We start from the raw sequence: 17,042 nt of genomic DNA, 5'->3' as shown, positions 1-17,042 counted from the left end.
TAATCACATGAGTGGTATCAATGCGCAGCGATGACGTCAAGCAAGGGTACGCCCGTGCAGCCAACCGGTCACTGATAAGATCCCTTGGGATCACTGAAGAAGAGATGAACCGGCCATTCATCGGAATCGCAAACTCGTGGAATACTATAGTTCCAGGTCACACACACCTTCGCCAGCTTGCCGAGCGTGCAAGGGAAGGTGTTGCAGCCGGGGGAGGAACCCCGTTTGAGTTCAATACCATCGGGATCTGCGACGGAATTGCGATGGGCCACGAGGGAATGCGGTACTCTCTCCCTTCACGGGAAAATATTGCAGATTCAGTTGAGCTGATGATTAAATCCCACCGGTTCGACGGTATTGTCTGCATCTGCACCTGCGATAAAATTGTTCCAGGCATGCTTATGGCTGCTGCCCGGTGTAATATCCCGGCAATCATATTAACCGGAGGTAATATGCTGCCCGGTTACCATCATGGATGTCCGATCTCATTAACCGATATCTTTGAAGGTGTCGGAAAGGTTGCAGCCGGGACCATGAGCGAAGAGGAGCTCAAAGAGATCGAGGCAGCAGCAATGCCTGGATGTGGAAGCTGCCAGGGTTTGTACACCGCTAATACCATGGCCTGTATGACTGAAGCGATGGGAATGTCCCTGCCTGGTTGTGCTGCTGTCCCTGCTGTATTTGCAGAAAAACTCAGGCTCGCCTACTCCTCCGGTGTCAGGTCTGTCGAGCTTGTCAACCAGCAGATCTTACCCCGGTCACTCATCACCCCGGTCAGTCTACGAAATGCTATCAGGGTTGACATGGCTCTTGGAGGGTCAACAAATACAGTACTCCACCTGATGGCCGTCGCCCAGGAGGCGGGAGTTCCATTCTCATTGGATGACTTCAACAAGATCGGAAACGAGGTTCCCCATATTGCTGCCATGCAGCCCGGAGGTCCACATTCAATGTATGATCTCTTCAAGGCAGGTGGAATTCCTGCAGTTTTTAAACAACTTCGTGAACATCTGGAGCCATGTACAACTGTATCAGGCAAAACTGTACATGAGATTGCAGACCGTGTGACATACATTGATGAATCCGTGATTCAGCCTGTGACAAATCCGGTGCATGCTGCCGGAGGTCTTCGCATTCTGAAAGGGTCACTAGCACCTGATGGTGCGGTAGTCAAATGTGGTGCAGTCAGGGATGAGATGTGGCGGCATACCGGACCTGCACGGGTCTTTGACGGGGAACAGGCAGCAATGAAAGCGATCCTTGCCAGATCAATAACTGAAGGGGAAGTGATCGTTATCAGGGGAGAAGGGCCAAAGGGAGGACCGGGAATGCCTGAAATGCTCTCACCAACATCTGCCCTGATGGGATTTGGGTACACCCGGGTAGTCCTTGTAACAGACGGGAGGTTCTCAGGTGGTACGAGAGGCCCGTGTATTGGTCACGTAGCACCAGAAGCTGTAGTAGGTGGCCCAATCGGGCTTGTCAGGGATGGCGATCAGATCCAAATTGATCTTCATGAACGAAGGATCGATCTCATGGTTTCATCTGCTGAACTGGATGAACGCCGAAAGACCTTTAAACCGATATACCGGGAATTAGATGGAATACTAGCCAGATATGTCGTTGGTGTAGGCCAGGCTGACACCGGGGCTGTGATGAAGTGATCTGTTCATTTCATCTATGTTAACCTTTTAAAATTCAGAAAACTTTGGGCCCTGTTTTAAACCAGATAGAAAAAAGATCTTTCCTGCCCTGGATGTTGTGGAATCAGGCCATTATCCACCTGGTTTTCTTTGCACTAAATTGCTTTCGTATGATTCATTTCCTGGTTCCCGATTCCATATTGTTTCTGAAGGAATGCTCTCACTTTTTCAGATTCTACCCAGCCCTGATCAAGTTCACTGATGAACTCATCGATGTTCTGAACAACTGAATGAACCACCTCGGTTCTCTCCCCACGACACTCTTCACAGGTTGAGACGATGATGGCAAGGGGATTTCTGATTTTATCTCCAATTGTTGCCATCTGATAGATATTTCGGTTTATCTGGGAAAGAGCACGCGAGAGTTCATTCATCGCCTTTTTCCTTACTGTGATATCCCTACAAACTGACAAACAAAACCCCATCCCATTTTCATGATACAGGTGTGCATTGATCTCTACCGGTATTACAGTCCCGTCTTTTGCCACCTGTTCTCCTTCAAAAGAAGTAACCCTCGCTGTTTCAGCATCAGGTTGTATCTCACGGTATCGTGCAGCAGATTCCGGTGTTTCAATATCTGAAATCTTTTTTTCAAGCATCTCTTCACGGGAATACCCAAGCCGTTTACATGCCACAGTATTCACTTCCAGGATCCTTCCAGGCTCACCTGAAGGAAGAATTTCGTGGAGGATTATTGCATCGTTCACATTCTCAAAAAGGTTCCTGTACCGCTCTTCTGATCTACGAAGGGCTTGGTTCAACTCTTCGAGTTCGATAAGTTTTTTTTCAAGTTGATGAAACAGGCGCTTATTGTGCTCTGAAAGATATTGTTCTTCTTTCATAAGAGCAGGATCTGTAGAAAATCCTGACAGTTCGGGGTACTCTGCAATCAGTCCCTTTATTATATTGATGAATTCAGAGGGATCTGTGGGTTTGAGAATATAGCGGTCAGCTCCCAGGCGGAATGCGAATTCCTGATCTTTTTCCTCAGTGTATGCAGCAGTGTAAAAGACAAATGGAATGTGTTTATACGCTGGATTACTTTTTATCTCTCTACAAAACTGAAAACCATCCATTCTTGGGTAAAGCACATCTGATATGATGAGATCGATCCCTCCTGCCTGAACCTTTTCAAAGGCATCAATTCCATCTATTGCAGAAACGACTTCAAGTCCATGCCCCTCGAGAATTTTTTCGAGCAGGTACCTGTTGATGTATTGATCATCCACAACAAGTACTCGCATTATACCCCCTCCTTTGGAAAATATTGTCCAATCTGATCGAGAAATGTGACCGGGTTGATAGGTTTCTCAATGTAATCATTCACCCCTGCAGCCATGGCCTTTTCACGATCTCCGGCCATGGCGTAGGATGTCACAGCTATAATCGGAATGGAGACAAGATCTGGCGAACTCCTGATCCGCTGAGCTATCTCATATCCATCCATTCCCGGAAGTTGGATATCAAGGAGAATAATATCAGGACCTGCCTCTTTTGCAAGATGAATGCCTTCTTCTCCGTCTCTTGCTTCGATAACGATATGTCCTTTTGATTTGAGGAGAAAGTGCATCAGGTACATATTCTGCTCGTTATCTTCAATCACGAGAATTTTAAACCCCATGTTCTTCTCCCTTTTGTGTTGGCAGATGTATCGTGAACACACTCCCCTCCCCTATGGTACTCTGTACCGTAATGTCTCCTCCGTGAAGTTCAACAAGTTTTTTGGTTATGGAAAGTCCAAGACCTGTCCCTTCATGCTTTCGTGTCGTCCCAGTATCGATCTGATGAAATGGCTTGAATATGGTATTAAGATCCTCTTTATTTATTCCAATTCCGGTGTCTTTCACAGAAATTTCTACATGGTCAGACAGATCTCTGATTGTTACTGATATTGTCCCGGTCTCGGTGAATTTAATGGCATTACTGATTAGATTCATGATAACCTGTTCAAGCCTTCGTCTATCCCCGATAATTATCCCGTGTGCTAATTCTGGTTCGTTTACTACTACCTCCAGCCCTTTTCCCGCTGCTATCGGTTGAATGGTCTTTACCACCGATTTAATTGAAGAAGCGATATCCACCGGTTCATGAGCAATCTTTAGTTCACCAGCCTCTATCTTTGATATATCAAGAACATCATTTATGAGATCCAGGAGATGTCTGGCACTATACTGAACAAGTCCGAGTTGTTTCTCCTGTTCACCATTTAGTGGGCCTGCAAGCCCCTGTAGAAGTATTCCGGTAAAACCAATGATGGAGTTGAGAGGTGTTCTGAGCTCATGCGACATTGTCGCAAGAAAAGCAGATTTTAGCCGGTCTGCATCCTCAGCCCGTTCTTTGGCATGTAACAGGTTTATGTTTGCCTCTTCGAGCTGAAGTGTCCGTTCTTTGACAATCTCACTCAGGTGATCCCGGTATTGTGACAACTCGTCGATAGCCATCTGTCGTGCATCCTCTTTCACCTGGATTGTCGCAATCATGGTACTGAATGAGTGGGCTAATTCACCGATCTCTCCTCCTGTATCTGTTATAATCTCCTGATTCAGGTCTCCGGTCTCTGTGATCCTGCGTGCGACAGTGGTGAGTGTTGAGATTGGATTGATGACTGTGCGATCGAGAATTATTATTGTGAGAAGACTGAGCAGGATGAGTGCAATAAATACAAAAATGAGGATAGTGATGATGGAATCAAACATCTCTCTCTCGATCTGTGAGAAAGGAATTACTACACCGTACTTCCACCCAAGGTGCGGGGATGTGTAGTATATCAGGTATGAATCATGGAGAGTCATCATACCTTCTTCTGATTGCATAAAAGTCTCTGTATGATCTTCGGTAACCTGGCTGATATTCTTGAAGATGAGTGAGGGATCTTTAGCAGCAAGAATAGTACCTGTCTTATTTACCAGAATGATCTTTACATCTCTCCCAAAATCAAATTCGGTCATGTATTTGGTTAAATCAACAAGGGTGATGTCTGCACCAATCACCCCATACACTGATCCGTTGGGATATGTCAATGCCGAGACGATCCCGATATTTAGATCAGGAGAAGTTACTGACTGGTACGGGTCAGTTATTCTGACTTCTCCAGGATGATCCTTTGCCAGGATGTACCAGGGTCTTGTCCTGGGATCATATGCTGTTGAATTCGGGCGTGGATGCGATCTGACAAATGTTCCCGTTTCTCTTCCCATGTATGCAGAGTTGACCACCGGATGAGTCAGTCTGAATGAGTTTAATTCATTAATGATGGCCTGTTCATGGCTTGTGATTGAGTAATGAAATGTGTCTTCGGATGCATTGAGAAATGATGTAAAACCAGTATCATCCGGATATCTTACATCTTCATCGTCTTTGAGTTGTCTCACATCATTCTCAAGTTCGCTGATGAAATTAGAGAGAGCAAAATCAATGTGTTTGAGTTGATTTGTTGTATCAGTCTGAATCCTTCCAAGGTTTTTCTCATGCAGAGAAGAAGGCAGTAGTATTCCGACACAGATCAAAACGAGGATCATGATGCAGAAGTACAGAAGAAGAACCTTGGATCTGAGTTTCATTGATTCGGGATGCCTCCCAATAGTATATAATTATTCCGAAACTTGTGATTCTACCCGTTTCTGGCTTCTGTTCAGCCATAGGATGTGTTTCCTCTGTTCAAACAAAAAATTATGCTTGAGAAAATCCCGGGTAGTGAACCCTGTACATCTTCACAAAGAATGAATCGATGACTTGGTCCAGATGAATTTCTGAAAAGAGTTCAGGATGAAGATCTTTGGCGATAGCCATCAGTGCAAGTGGCTGCTGTGGAGAAAATGAATCATAAATGAAAGGATCAGTAACTTCAAAGACCTTTCCTGTCTTCACTGCTTTCAGGTTTTTCCACTCTGCAAAATCACCGTTTCCATTTAATACGTCCGCAGGATCCACGTTCTCATTATACCACATATAGATGACATCAGGATCCAGCTTCTTTAAAAGATCCAGAGATATTTTTGGGTGTTCCTGCATCTTTCCTTTGAGGTTAGCCTCTTCAAGCACGTTTTTTCCACCAGCTAGTCTGATGAGGTCATTGGTAGCACTGTTCAGCCCTGCTGTCCCATAGATGTCGTTCCACATCCAGTATACCCTCGGGCGGTTCTCATCCGGTATGCCTCCGGTTTTATCGGTTACCATGCGTGTATATTCTCCCATAATCGCTGACACCTCGGCTTCTCGTGCTTCATTTCCGATAATTTTTGCAAAAACATTATTCGCTCTCGAGACGTCAGAGAGTTTGGTGTAATACACACCATATACAGGCACATTCAACGCCTGTCTGATAGATTTTGTGGCTTCATCGTTCCAGTCTGCTGACCAGAGGACAACCAGGTCCGGATCTGCCTTTTTTAGTGCTTCAAGGTCTACTGTTCCGCCGTTTGTAGTGATTTTTGGTTTATCATTATATCCGGGATCGATAGATTGGAAGAATGGCTCTTTTTTCTCAGACATCCAGATAGGTCCGATTCCTGAAATTTTGTCGGCACCACCAACTGCATACATGCTGTTCATTGCGTTTTCTACGAGGAATACCACATGGTTTACCGGATATGGAATGGTTATATACTGACCCCGGTCATCCACGATTGTAATGGTCTGCCCTCCGGGATCAGTAACTTTTGTAGTAGGGCCGGTTGCATCAGAATCTGCTACTCCGGGGAATGGTATGATAACCAGTATCAGAATAAGGGCCATTATCGCAGTTACACGTGTATTCATTCCTGCTCACCTGGTAACCAGAGATTTGTGTCACAGTATTTATAGTCTAGTTTTTTGGGACCTGTTTCTTTGGCTCTGATTTTACTCAGTTCTAGAAAATATATTACTGGCCGGTTTCCTAAGTCTCATACCTTGAGGAGTCGATATGTAAAGAACAACCACGCGAATCTGCGGGGAGATATACTTTGAAACGGATTTGCGCATTCTGTAATGACGAACTATCTTCTGATGCCCAAGATAATGACAAGATATCACATGGTGTATGTACGTCTTGTTATAATCACATCAAGGCCAGTATGGGTGTCGATATTGGCGAGTATATCAATATGCTTGACCATCCTGTGGTGCTTGTTGATGAGGATATGCAGATCCTCTGTGCAAATCAGGAGATCAATAAAATTTCACAAAATGAGGCTACTTCGGCAATTGGACATCTCGGGGGCGAAGTATTTGAGTGTGATTATGCAAGGTGCCCTGGAGGATGTGGAAAATCAACGCACTGTTCCGGCTGTGTTATAAGAAATTCGGTAAAAGAGACGTACCAGACTGGAAAATCTGTAGACAAACGTCCTGCAACAATCGAAAAGGAGATCCAGGGCAACTGTGTCCCAGTAAATATCTTCATCTCAACCAGAAAAACCGGTGATGTGGTTCTCCTTCAGGTTGAAGAGAGCCAGGAGAATGTTTCATCTCAAGACTGCGACTCGGATCTGTGAATCAGGAAAAAAATGGTTCCTTCAGGTTAATTAGGTCAATTAATGATTCGTTCATTCCAAACCATGGGCATGGAAATTTTCTGTATATTTCGTATCAATATTCTGGATATGATTCACCAGCCAATCTTTTAGAAAATTAAGAACCTCTATCGAAAGCCCTAATCTCTTCTCACTTAATTCCTTTGCATATTCGTTAATTTTATCAATGAATATTTTATGCTGCTTTTTCTGTTCTGCGAGACCGGTATATCCAAAGGACTCCATGTATTTTTCTTCATCTGCAAAGTGGGTGGCTGTGTACTCGTTTAGCCCATTTAGGATCTCACCGAGCTCGGCATTTCCTTTTCCAGTTGACATGGCTTCATGGAGCCGGTTGATAAGTTCAAAGAGTTTTTTATGCTGATTGTCCATATTTTCAACATGAACTGAATATTTCTCATTCCAGGTAAAGAGTGACATAATAGATACTCCACCTCCGTGGATACTGATATTCTCTTTTTCATGGTATTCAAAGTAACCGCGAGTGTACCAATTGTTTCTTACGTCAGCAGACAAATCCAATTTTAAACCGATTCAGCATGTGAGAATGCAATATCCAACCCTTCAGTTCCCAATTGTTATCTATAAACGAGAGACCCATATTCTCCTATATCGGGTGAGGAATGAAACGTGTAACCGCTTTCTGTCTGGTGCTCTTCGTCCTGGGAGGTGCATGCTTGTTCCAGCCGGTCTCTGCAGTCAATACAAGTTACCAGTTCCTGTTCTCCTTTGGAAGTCAGGGTTCGGCTGCAGGCCAGTTTGAGAACCCTTCATCTATTGCTGTTGATGAGTCTGGCAATATCTACGTGGCAGATACAGGAAACAGCCGGATTCAAAAATTTAATTCAACTGGTAATTACCTCCTCTCCTGGGGGAGTTACGGGTCAAATGCAGGGCAGTTTCGAAATATGTCTGGTATTGCAGCTGACCAGTGTGGTGGGGTGTATGTTGCAGATACCGGGAATAACCGTATTCAGAAATTCAGCCCTAAAGGGGATTATCTTCTCTCGTGGGGGAGTTATGGCTCTAACATGAGCCAGTTTATTCGGCCTGGAGGTATAACCGCAGATGCTGTGGGGACGGTATATGTCTCTGATACGGGTAACAACCGTGTTCAGAAGTTCAACTCCATCGGACAGTACATTACTTCCTGGGGCTCATTGGGAACAAACAACAGTGAGCTAAACTCTCCTGTTGGTATTGCTGTACAACAAAATGGGAGTGTGTATGTCGCTGACCGGTATAATTCACGGATTGTAAAATCCAACACATCCGGGTATTACCAGAGTTCATGGAATGGTTCAGAGACAAGTATGGTCAATCCGCAAGGGGTAGCGGTGAATGAGTCAGGATATGTATTTGTTACAGATACCGATCTGAACGCTATACGAATGTTCACATCAAATGGAACCCAGACAGAATCATGGGGCGGGTACGGGACAGACTCCGGAAAATTCAATAACCCTGAAGGACTCATCGCGAATGCCAGCGGATCTGTGTATGTTTGTGATACCTACAACAACCGTGTCCAGGTCTTCAGCCAGTATGCGGTCAATAGCAGCCAGTCTAATAGTACTCTCCCCTCAATTCTGATCATTCATCCGGCATTTGGGCATAGTACTGGCCCACTTAATATTACTATCACTGGCAAAAACCTTGGATCCGGTACGGTGACACTCTGGAAAGGGGATAAAACTCTGAAAGGGAGCTGGACCAAAGGTAAGACAAATACAAGTTCAACCATGTACGTTACCCTTCCGCTCAAGGGGGCCTCTACAGGTGTATACAATATGAGTATAAAGATTACAAATGGTTCTTCGGCTACAAAGTATGATGCCTTCACCGTGCTTTCAGGATCAACAGACCCTATTCCACGGGGTCTTTACCTGGAATAGTCTCCTTGACTTTTTGTCATGGGAAGCCTCATCTCCTTTCCGCCTGAAAGGATGACTCATGACTATCAGGTTTCTCATTCTTATCGCACTCTTTCTGATCATCCCCGGACTTGTAGCAGCCACATCAGTTGTAATCCCTCCCGGGGGAGATGTCTTTCTTGGTGAAGAAGGGCTTGACGTGAGGGCTGCAGTGCCAGCTCCTTATGATGAAATCGCGTTTTATCCTCCAGGATCATCACCGGGTCGTGACATACCTCTTGATATCAGGCACCTGGAAAAGTCCTCCTTTTCTGTAAGTCCAAACCTCTATTCAGATCGCACCGGCTCATGGTATCAATGGGACAGCAGGCAGGCAATTCCTGGCAGTATCGCTTTCAATGTCCGGGAGCCAAGGGTAAGCGTTCGAATCCTGCAGCGGCTGACTATGGAAGATATCTCATCCGGAACGGTGCCACGGGGATCAGATCTCCTGTTCCAGATGGATACGAACCTTGGATCAGTAGCGCAGCGGCCCGGTTACAATCCTGCCAGCGACGGAATATTTGATCTCCTCATTTCAACACCCGGAGGTGGGACTCTTACTGCTGTGGAGACGAAAACCGGAAGCAGTATCTCTCTGACCAGGATCACTCCACAGGATTCTCTTCAGGTCTTCCCAGCTATCCAGACCGGTGGATGGGACACGGGAGCTGTTGGAAGTGGAAATTATCTCTACGCAGCCGGTATGTACACAATTCAACCAAAACTTGCGTTCAACCGTGTAGATGAGAATCTTAAATCAACTTCGGCAGGGTATAACATCAGGGGCGCTTCAATAACCCTCGGTTCAGATCGTACCACCATCGGAACCCGTGATGATCAGGTTATCAGGGGTCATTCTTTCTCTGTAACCATCTCCGGAACCCCGGGAGTGCCTGTCTACTTCTGGGTTGATGCTGGATCAAGGACCGGCAGTCCTGGAGATCAGCCACCGATGATACTCTTTGCCCAGGAAGGAGTCAGTCAGGACTCTCCGGATGGTCCCTACTTGATCGGATCATACCGCCCGACATCTGAAGGGGGAAGAAGCATCAGGGAGCTTGTACCCCGTGAGCCATATAATGGCGTAAAATATTACGGGATGATCGTGCCTGACAGGAATGGGAAACGCACTCTTGAGCTGAGGACCACCGATCAAACTGATGATGCGAGGTATACGCTAAAGGTTGAGAGTAAGTCGGGTGGATCAAATATTCATACAGATGAGATCCCAATAACCGTCCAGAAGGGATCGGTCAGTGTGGCGACAGGAAAAGATGTGTACGCTATTGGAGAGGAGGTCAGGCTCTCTGGCCATAACTCAGAGTCTTGTGATACCTACCTCTTCATAACTGGTCCGAATCTTCCATCTGCAGGAGGAAGACTTGACCGGCCCCGTCAGGCTGTTACAACCGGTAACCCGTCTTCGTTCACCACAGCGTCTGGTGATTGTGAGACCTGGGATTACCGGCTCTATACCGGTGAACTCGGACTAGATGCAGGAACATACACGATTTATGCAGTTCCTGCTCCGGTAAGCCGGAACAATCTGGGGTCAGTTCCGTACCAGACAATCTCGCTCACACTCAAGAGACCCTATGTGTCTCTCATGCCTCAGGAGACCGAGGTTGCGAAAGGAGATTCACTCACTCTTACCGGGATGAGTTCCGGTGTCGGTAGCGGAACCGTAGCAGTCTGGATCTTTGGACGAAATTACTTCAGGTATGACCAGGCTTCTGTTGAGAGAGATGGACACTTTGAGTATGAGATTCCAGGATGGCAGACGAATGACATGGTTGCCGGTCAGTACGTTGTTATCATCCAGCATCCGATGACAAACGGAGAGTTCGATATCTGGCCAGATGGGCAACGGCAACTCGTCCTTGGTAGATATCCGTATTCAGGAGCTCCAATATTCCGGGTCGGCGGTCCCGGAGCCCTCATGGGATCTGACGGAGCCAATGCACTCATTAGTGCCCTTAATAGTGCATATATCGATGATACCTATACCAGATGGGACATCAGGGTCATGAGCCCGAAGATCACTCTCAATTCTACCTCACTCAGACAGGATTCAGATGGTCCTGTAAAAATCTGGGGAACCACCAACCTTGGTGCAGGCAAACGGCTCATGATAGAGGTGAGCGATAATAAATTTGCCCCAACACGAAAGGAGATTCGTGATGATTCGTATGGCTTCTCAGGAACTGCTGAAATCCAGGAGGGAGTAGGTGAGCGGTACTTCTCACTAACGGTTCCGAAAGGAAAGTTAGCTCCCGGAGAGTACAGGGTTCTGGTGCAGGCTGTTGAGTCAGAAGCGACAACGTCCGGTCTTCTCACGATAACGGAGCCAACTCCGGTAGTCACGATTCAGCCGACGATCAAGCCTGAGACACCTGCACAGATTGAAAATGGTTCCTCGAATCGTTCAAATGAATCGGTGAATGTAACTCCAACGGTGAGAAGTTCAACCCAGTTGATCCCAACAATATCACAGGTTCCACAAGTAACACTGGTAACACAGGTTCAGACACTGCTCCCTGTCGCCACTCCGGTGCCAGAGCAATCAGATGACCGGATCTTCTCTCTTGTAACCGGAATGGGTGTCGGCCTCCTCATAGCCGGACTTGTGGTTCTTCTGGTCTACGTACTTCGGCGAAAAGGTGATGATGAGTCCGAAGATGTGACTGAAGAAGAGGATAATGTGCCAGAAGAGGACGAGAGAGAAGAGAATAAAGAAGAAGAGAATGAGGAAACCTGATTCCTGCCTCATTTTCGTATCCTTTTTTTAGGCAGTCTGTCTGATGGAAACACTATAATTGATTAGAACTCTCCAAGGGTTGTCTGCCTCTTTTTTCCGAGCGTACGAAAGAGGACCCCTGCCTCCTCGAACCGTTTAAGTGGAAGTGTGAACGTGCCTGACAGGTAATCCTTTACCTGTTTTTCATCTTCGAACTCCCTGGGTTTTTGCATCATGGCATTGCGCACGTTTTCCCGTACATTGAATACCCCAAGCGGAACATACCCTGATGTTGCTTCCCTGAGAATGATTGCTCCTGCCTGTTTTTGCTGCTCTGCCAGTGCTTCAAGAACTGCCATTTTGCAGGAGTAATAACATCCGCCAAGGTGTGAGTACTTGGTCTTTGGCTTATGCAGTTCATGGTCAGAGAAGACAACCTCCTCGCTTCCTAGCACCCTGACAAATGCCTCTGTCCACTCGTACTGCCAAGGCGTTGGCATGAGTATGACAGCGTACCGGTTATTGAGACTGCTAAACTCATGCACCTTCCAGGTATCAAGAGCTGAACATTTCTTCACCTCTTTAAGCAGGTTGTTTCCGATTATGGTGTCACATGCGGTAATTGACCACCGGGTAGGCACCAGATGTCTTCCCCTTTTGTTACCCATCACTCCGACAGAAAATGCTTTCTGAATGTGTGAAAATGGGATACCCCCCTTGTGCAGGTCTACGACCGCATCTGCAGCCCTGAGATCGGTATCATAATACACTTTTTCAAGGTCATGATTCCATTTCTGCTCTTCTATCTCAAGACTCTTTATCGGTGCACTTGGACCATAGGGAGTGTGTTCCTCGCTAAATGAAAATCCCGCAGGGGCCGTGGAAAAAGTAGCCTCACTCTCTATTGAATTGTCTGAAAGTGCTATCTCCTGGAGTTTTCCGACAAACCTGGAATCAATGTCTGTTGCTTTAACCTGGTGCAATCCCCTGACCAGGCTGAGCCGGTACCGTATGATCTCCTCTTGTGGAATGTTGCCCGGAATCCATTCTTCAGGTCGATCCATGACTGATGTGTCACCATGTACCGGTGCAATCATCGGGCCTGCATAGAGGTTTGGATAGTTTGAGGAGCCAATAAATACTGATGGGGGAGAACTTCCTGCAAGGTCAGTACCTACCGGTACAGACTTCATATGCACCGTTGCAGCGGTGAGGGTTCGCAGGTATTCGCCTTTACCGATTGGCATAGATGGAAATATTAGATTATAGAAAACAAAATAATAGAATTGTTTTTCTAACTACATATCCTTTTTTTTATCTAGTTTAAATTACATTTTTGACTTGAACTTCATATCTCTCTGACGCTAATACAAGAGTATGGGCCGGAAGATCATCCTGACAGGAGTAGTGATCCTTTTTCTGGTACTCATATCGATTCCGGTACTTTGGATCTCTGGAAATCAGAATCCCATTCACACCGGGCATATATCTCCTAATACCGGAGATCCTGTTCGGTTAAACTATCTTCCCGGAGAAATTCCCCTTGAGATCAACCAGACCATCACTGAAACCACCCGGAACCTTGATGATCTCACTGCAATACCTGATTCTTCCCGTACCGTCACGAACACTGATATCAGACTGGATACAATCCTTGCCGATTTTGATGAAAAGACTCTCAAATATTCACTGGTTGCTGATATTACCAGCAATTCGGCTGTAAAGGAGGACGCTGAATCGGCCTCCTTCAAACGAGATGAATTTCTGAATTCAGTATACCTGCGTGAGGATATTGCACATGCCCTCTCTATGGTAACTCCTGATCAGAAGCACGATCAAGAGCTTCACAAAAGGCTCACTGATGATTTCAGGCTGGCTTTCCTACCTATTGAGGTTAAGAGTGAGATGAACATTCTTGGCAAAAACCTCTCTGAACGTTGTTCGGTCTACTATGCAAATCAGCAGGATGGAAATGTAACACTAAACCTTCAGCTGATTCCTGATATTGTTAGACTGAGGAATCAAATCACAGCCCTTATCGGGTATCCTTCGTTTACGGATTATCAGATTGCACAGTCTGGTATCCCAATTGATCGAACAAAACTCCTCTTATTTCTTACCAATAAATCAGGTCCTTTCAACCAGGCATCGCATATCGAAGCTGCAGAACTCCTCAATGAAAAGAAGAAAAATGATCCCGGAGCGACGGTTGTTTATGATTATGAAATTCAACTTCTCCGGTCAACGCACCAGATAAATAGGTCTGCAGCATTTTGTTCAACTGCAGTTCATGCAGATATCGTGGTTGAACGACTCAATGGTCTCGTGGCAGATTTATTTGGGATTTCGATAACATCTGTTTCGTCGTCAGCTCCTTCTGATATACACCTGTATAAGATCACAGATCCCGGTTCTTCAAATACACAGGCCTGGTTTTACCTCTGGATAAAATCTGATCCTGGTGCAGGAAGTACAACCGGAAAGACATACTACCTTCGTGCCGGTCATGAATCAAATGGTGCATGGGTCCCTCCTGTTTCAGCTCTGGTAATTTCTGTTCCGGGACCTCAGAACATTGATCAGATCTCTCTCTCTCCAGTTGATATCCAGGTGCTATTTCATGAGTATGGACATCTTTTAAGACACAGTCTTGCCACTGGCAGGTATGCGGCTCTTTCCAGTGGTGCACGAGATTCTGGAGGATTCAGTGAAATTTTCTCGCTATTTTTTGAGAAGTTATTATGGACTCCTGAAGTTCTGGATCGCATATTTGCAACTATAAACACTCCGAAAGGTCAGTCTTCATCTATACATAACCAGATTCTCGCCTGTCATGGAGAAGATGCAGGTTGGGGTCCGGGATACATCAGTGTGTATCCGTACTTCCTCTCGCTTTTGGATATTGAAATCCACTCTGAAAATGGAACTCCTGATTTCATAAACCTGTATAACAGTTTGTACGAGAACATGACCGGCTATCAGGCTTCATCAGCCCCCTCGTCGTTGATCCTGAATCCGGCATTTTTTGTATCAGATAATGCGGGAATATACTGGCATTACGTGTATGATGAGGTCTGTGCCAATAACATATTCTCCAGGTTTCAAGGTGAAGGTGTACTGAATCAGAGCAACGGTATTGCCTTACGAAAACAACTGTTTGAAACTGCCGGAACAGTAAACCTATCCTCACTGATTACAGAGTATCTTGGAACATCAGACCTGTCAAGATTATGTTCCTGACTTCTCTCATTTGATCAGTTCAATGATCTCTTCTGGAACAATCTGATCAAAGAGGGTGTGGATGATTGCATGTGCTTTATCAAACCATGAAAGAATATCAGCCGGGGTTTCAGGTTTAAAACTTGTATAGGTCTGAAGATTGAAGATTAGAATCCAGGACGGATGATCTCCCACCTCATATCTTGTCCTGACACTGATCTGATGTTCCATCCTCTGGATAATGGGGATTATCATGAATTCTATACCTGTTATCTGGTTTATGTGAAAGAGATCTGATTTGATCTCGTTGATAATTCTTGAAAATCCATCTTCATCTAGAAGAAATCTATCCCTGTACTGCAGGCTGCATCTTGTAACCTCATTGATATCTCTAAGTCCTGTAATCTCATCTGTAAGTCTGGTTTTGATTGATCCCCATCCTGGATATGGGGGAGCAACTGTAATCAAAATTGGTTGAGTTATCAGTTCAAGAGAACAGCAGACCTCCTCAACAGGAGATCGGGAAAAATTATGGGGAAGGGGAGGATTCATTTCATTATTGTTCGTTAGTTCTTGTTTGCAGCGGTGTATGCATCAACGATACTGTAGACAAGGACAATAATGTAGAACGGGATCCCTATGATAATTGTTGAGAGCAATGCGAATATCACCGCAGCAATAAAGAGCACAATTGCTTTTATGAGTTGTCCGGTATAGAACTGACCGAGTCCTGGTATGAAAAACGAAAGTATTGCTGCAAGTAGTGGTGATGCCATCTTCTTTTATCCTCTTATTCTGTTCTTCGTTCAGGAATTATATAGGTATTCATATATCATCGGTTAAGGTAAGAGAGTCACGCTCACTAAACCGTATAATGATCCAAAGCCACATTAGGGGAATGGAACATGGGTTTTACTCTCTATGACTTGTACTTCATGTTTCTTTGGTAATGACCTGCTTGATAACTGAAGATGTATGTTCATCCTTTGAGAAGATATGCTTGGATCATTTTGATCAAAATTGTTTGAATGAACAGTAATATGAGCGATTTTTATTTCAGTTGTATCCTAGGCCACTACCAAAAATTTTGCCCATGTTAGGGATTTTACACCATTGTTGACATCAAAAAATCTTGAACAATATATACCAGTTGAGATTACATACCAAGTCCCGAATAGAATCACTTAGCAAAAGATTTTATATCTTTCCACCTATCGCACAATATACCATATTCAACTCGTTCCTTCAGAATCCCTTTATGAAGACTTTGTTTTATCAGGTATTTTTCTTTCTTCATTCCAATTTTTATCATAACCTTTTCAGAAGCGCTGTTTTCCATGAAACATCCACTTTCAATTTTGTAGAAATTCTTTTCTTCGAAAAAGATCTTTAATATTGCAAGTGCTGCTTCAGTGGCGATACCAACACCATGATATTCCTTCAATAGGAAATACCCTAAATCTCCAATTTTTCCTTCTGTCGATGTTTTTATGATGGTGACCCCTATTTCACCAATATATTCGTTTAAAATTGATTCAATGGCATAATAGTATTGTATTCGATCTACCATCCCTTGTGCTATTATTGCATCTGTCAATTTTTTTTTAGTCTCTTCTATAGTTTCACAATAAATTTTTGGAATGTAATTCATTATTTCTTTATTAGAGATTAATCGATGCAAATCATAAAGATCCGTTGATGTATGCTCTCTAATGCTAATTCTTGAAGACTTATAGATAATATCACACATTCTTTAACCTCTTTTCTTTTCAAGAATTCAGTTAAGCAGAAATCATCAAATTGGGTATTGGATTCCGATAAATTATATATTTCTTGATTTTATTTGTGTTTCTATCAGATTTTAACAAATATATTACATCCTGGGTAATTATCCAATAGATCTATATATTTTCCCCAAAAAAAAGACGGGATTCCAGGTAATGACCTGCTTGAT

At 44.6% G+C, this 17,042-nt stretch carries 14 protein-coding genes; 5 read left to right on the top strand and 9 right to left on the bottom strand.

The window, feature by feature from the left end:
* Positions 1-20: 20 nt before the first annotated feature.
* Positions 21-1,664, top strand: a complete 1,644-nt coding sequence (ilvD, locus tag DK846_RS06700) for a dihydroxy-acid dehydratase (RefSeq protein WP_109968162.1) — start codon at positions 21-23, stop codon at positions 1,662-1,664.
* 134 nt (positions 1,665-1,798) lie between these two features.
* Here ilvD and DK846_RS06695 read toward each other — a convergent pair whose 3' ends face one another.
* The 4 genes from DK846_RS06695 to DK846_RS06680 form a co-directional block, all read right to left on the bottom strand.
* Complete coding sequence (locus DK846_RS06695) at positions 1,799-2,947, bottom strand: response regulator (RefSeq protein ID WP_109968161.1); 1,149 nt, start codon at positions 2,945-2,947, stop codon at positions 1,799-1,801.
* Positions 2,947-3,324: a response regulator gene (locus DK846_RS06690; protein WP_109968160.1), complete on the bottom strand. Its 378-nt coding sequence runs from the start codon at positions 3,322-3,324 to the stop codon at positions 2,947-2,949. Before DK846_RS06690 ends, DK846_RS06695 begins: the two co-directional genes overlap by 1 nt.
* Positions 3,314-5,263, bottom strand: coding sequence for a HAMP domain-containing sensor histidine kinase (locus DK846_RS06685; RefSeq protein ID WP_109968159.1), 1,950 nt, complete (start codon positions 5,261-5,263; stop codon positions 3,314-3,316). The genes DK846_RS06690 and DK846_RS06685 overlap by 11 nt, the downstream gene beginning before the upstream one ends.
* A gap of 109 nt (positions 5,264-5,372) precedes the next feature.
* Positions 5,373-6,461: an ABC transporter substrate-binding protein gene (locus DK846_RS06680; RefSeq protein ID WP_109968158.1), complete on the bottom strand. Its 1,089-nt coding sequence runs from the start codon at positions 6,459-6,461 to the stop codon at positions 5,373-5,375.
* Positions 6,462-6,646: 185 nt separating this feature from the next.
* Here DK846_RS06680 and DK846_RS06675 point away from each other — a divergent pair, with 185 nt between their 5' ends.
* A complete protein-coding gene (locus tag DK846_RS06675) occupies positions 6,647-7,177 on the top strand; it encodes a hypothetical protein (protein ID WP_146201168.1) in 531 nt (176 codons plus the stop codon).
* Positions 7,178-7,228: 51 nt separating this feature from the next.
* On the opposite strand, the gene DK846_RS06670 is transcribed toward DK846_RS06675, so the two are convergent.
* Positions 7,229-7,636: a bacteriohemerythrin gene (locus DK846_RS06670; protein WP_146201167.1), complete on the bottom strand. Its 408-nt coding sequence runs from the start codon at positions 7,634-7,636 to the stop codon at positions 7,229-7,231.
* A 203-nt stretch (positions 7,637-7,839) separates the two neighbouring features.
* On the opposite strand from DK846_RS06670, the gene DK846_RS06665 reads away from it, so the two are divergent.
* Together DK846_RS06665 and DK846_RS06660 are read left to right on the top strand one after the other, a co-directional pair.
* Positions 7,840-9,111: a 6-bladed beta-propeller gene (locus tag DK846_RS06665; RefSeq protein WP_109968155.1), complete on the top strand. Its 1,272-nt coding sequence runs from the start codon at positions 7,840-7,842 to the stop codon at positions 9,109-9,111.
* 58 nt (positions 9,112-9,169) lie between these two features.
* Positions 9,170-11,890, top strand: a complete 2,721-nt coding sequence (locus DK846_RS06660; protein ID WP_109968154.1) for a DUF3821 domain-containing protein — start codon at positions 9,170-9,172, stop codon at positions 11,888-11,890.
* Positions 11,891-11,952: 62 nt separating this feature from the next.
* Here DK846_RS06660 and DK846_RS06655 read toward each other — a convergent pair whose 3' ends face one another.
* Positions 11,953-13,116, bottom strand: a complete 1,164-nt coding sequence (locus DK846_RS06655; protein WP_109968153.1) for an Nre family DNA repair protein — start codon at positions 13,114-13,116, stop codon at positions 11,953-11,955.
* A 130-nt stretch (positions 13,117-13,246) separates the two neighbouring features.
* Between DK846_RS06655 and DK846_RS06650 the strand changes: the two genes are divergently transcribed.
* Positions 13,247-15,109: a M3 family metallopeptidase gene (locus tag DK846_RS06650; protein WP_109968152.1), complete on the top strand. Its 1,863-nt coding sequence runs from the start codon at positions 13,247-13,249 to the stop codon at positions 15,107-15,109.
* A gap of 6 nt (positions 15,110-15,115) precedes the next feature.
* Here the strand turns inward: DK846_RS06650 and DK846_RS06645 are convergent, their stop codons facing one another.
* From DK846_RS06645 to DK846_RS06635, 3 genes are all read right to left on the bottom strand, one after another.
* Positions 15,116-15,640: a TIGR04255 family protein gene (locus tag DK846_RS06645; protein WP_109968151.1), complete on the bottom strand. Its 525-nt coding sequence runs from the start codon at positions 15,638-15,640 to the stop codon at positions 15,116-15,118.
* A 14-nt stretch (positions 15,641-15,654) separates the two neighbouring features.
* A complete protein-coding gene (locus DK846_RS06640; RefSeq protein ID WP_109968150.1) occupies positions 15,655-15,864 on the bottom strand; it encodes a DUF5683 domain-containing protein in 210 nt (69 codons plus the stop codon).
* 404 nt (positions 15,865-16,268) lie between these two features.
* On the bottom strand, positions 16,269-16,838 hold the full coding sequence (locus tag DK846_RS06635; RefSeq protein ID WP_109968149.1) for a GNAT family N-acetyltransferase: 570 nt from the start codon (positions 16,836-16,838) through the stop codon (positions 16,269-16,271).
* Positions 16,839-17,042: the final 204 nt, after the last annotated feature.

This window comes from Methanospirillum lacunae, assembly GCF_003173355.1.
Lineage (GTDB): Archaea > Halobacteriota > Methanomicrobia > Methanomicrobiales > Methanospirillaceae > Methanospirillum > Methanospirillum lacunae.
Note: the sequence above shows the minus strand (reverse complement) of the source record. Positions and strands in the feature narration are given on the sequence as shown.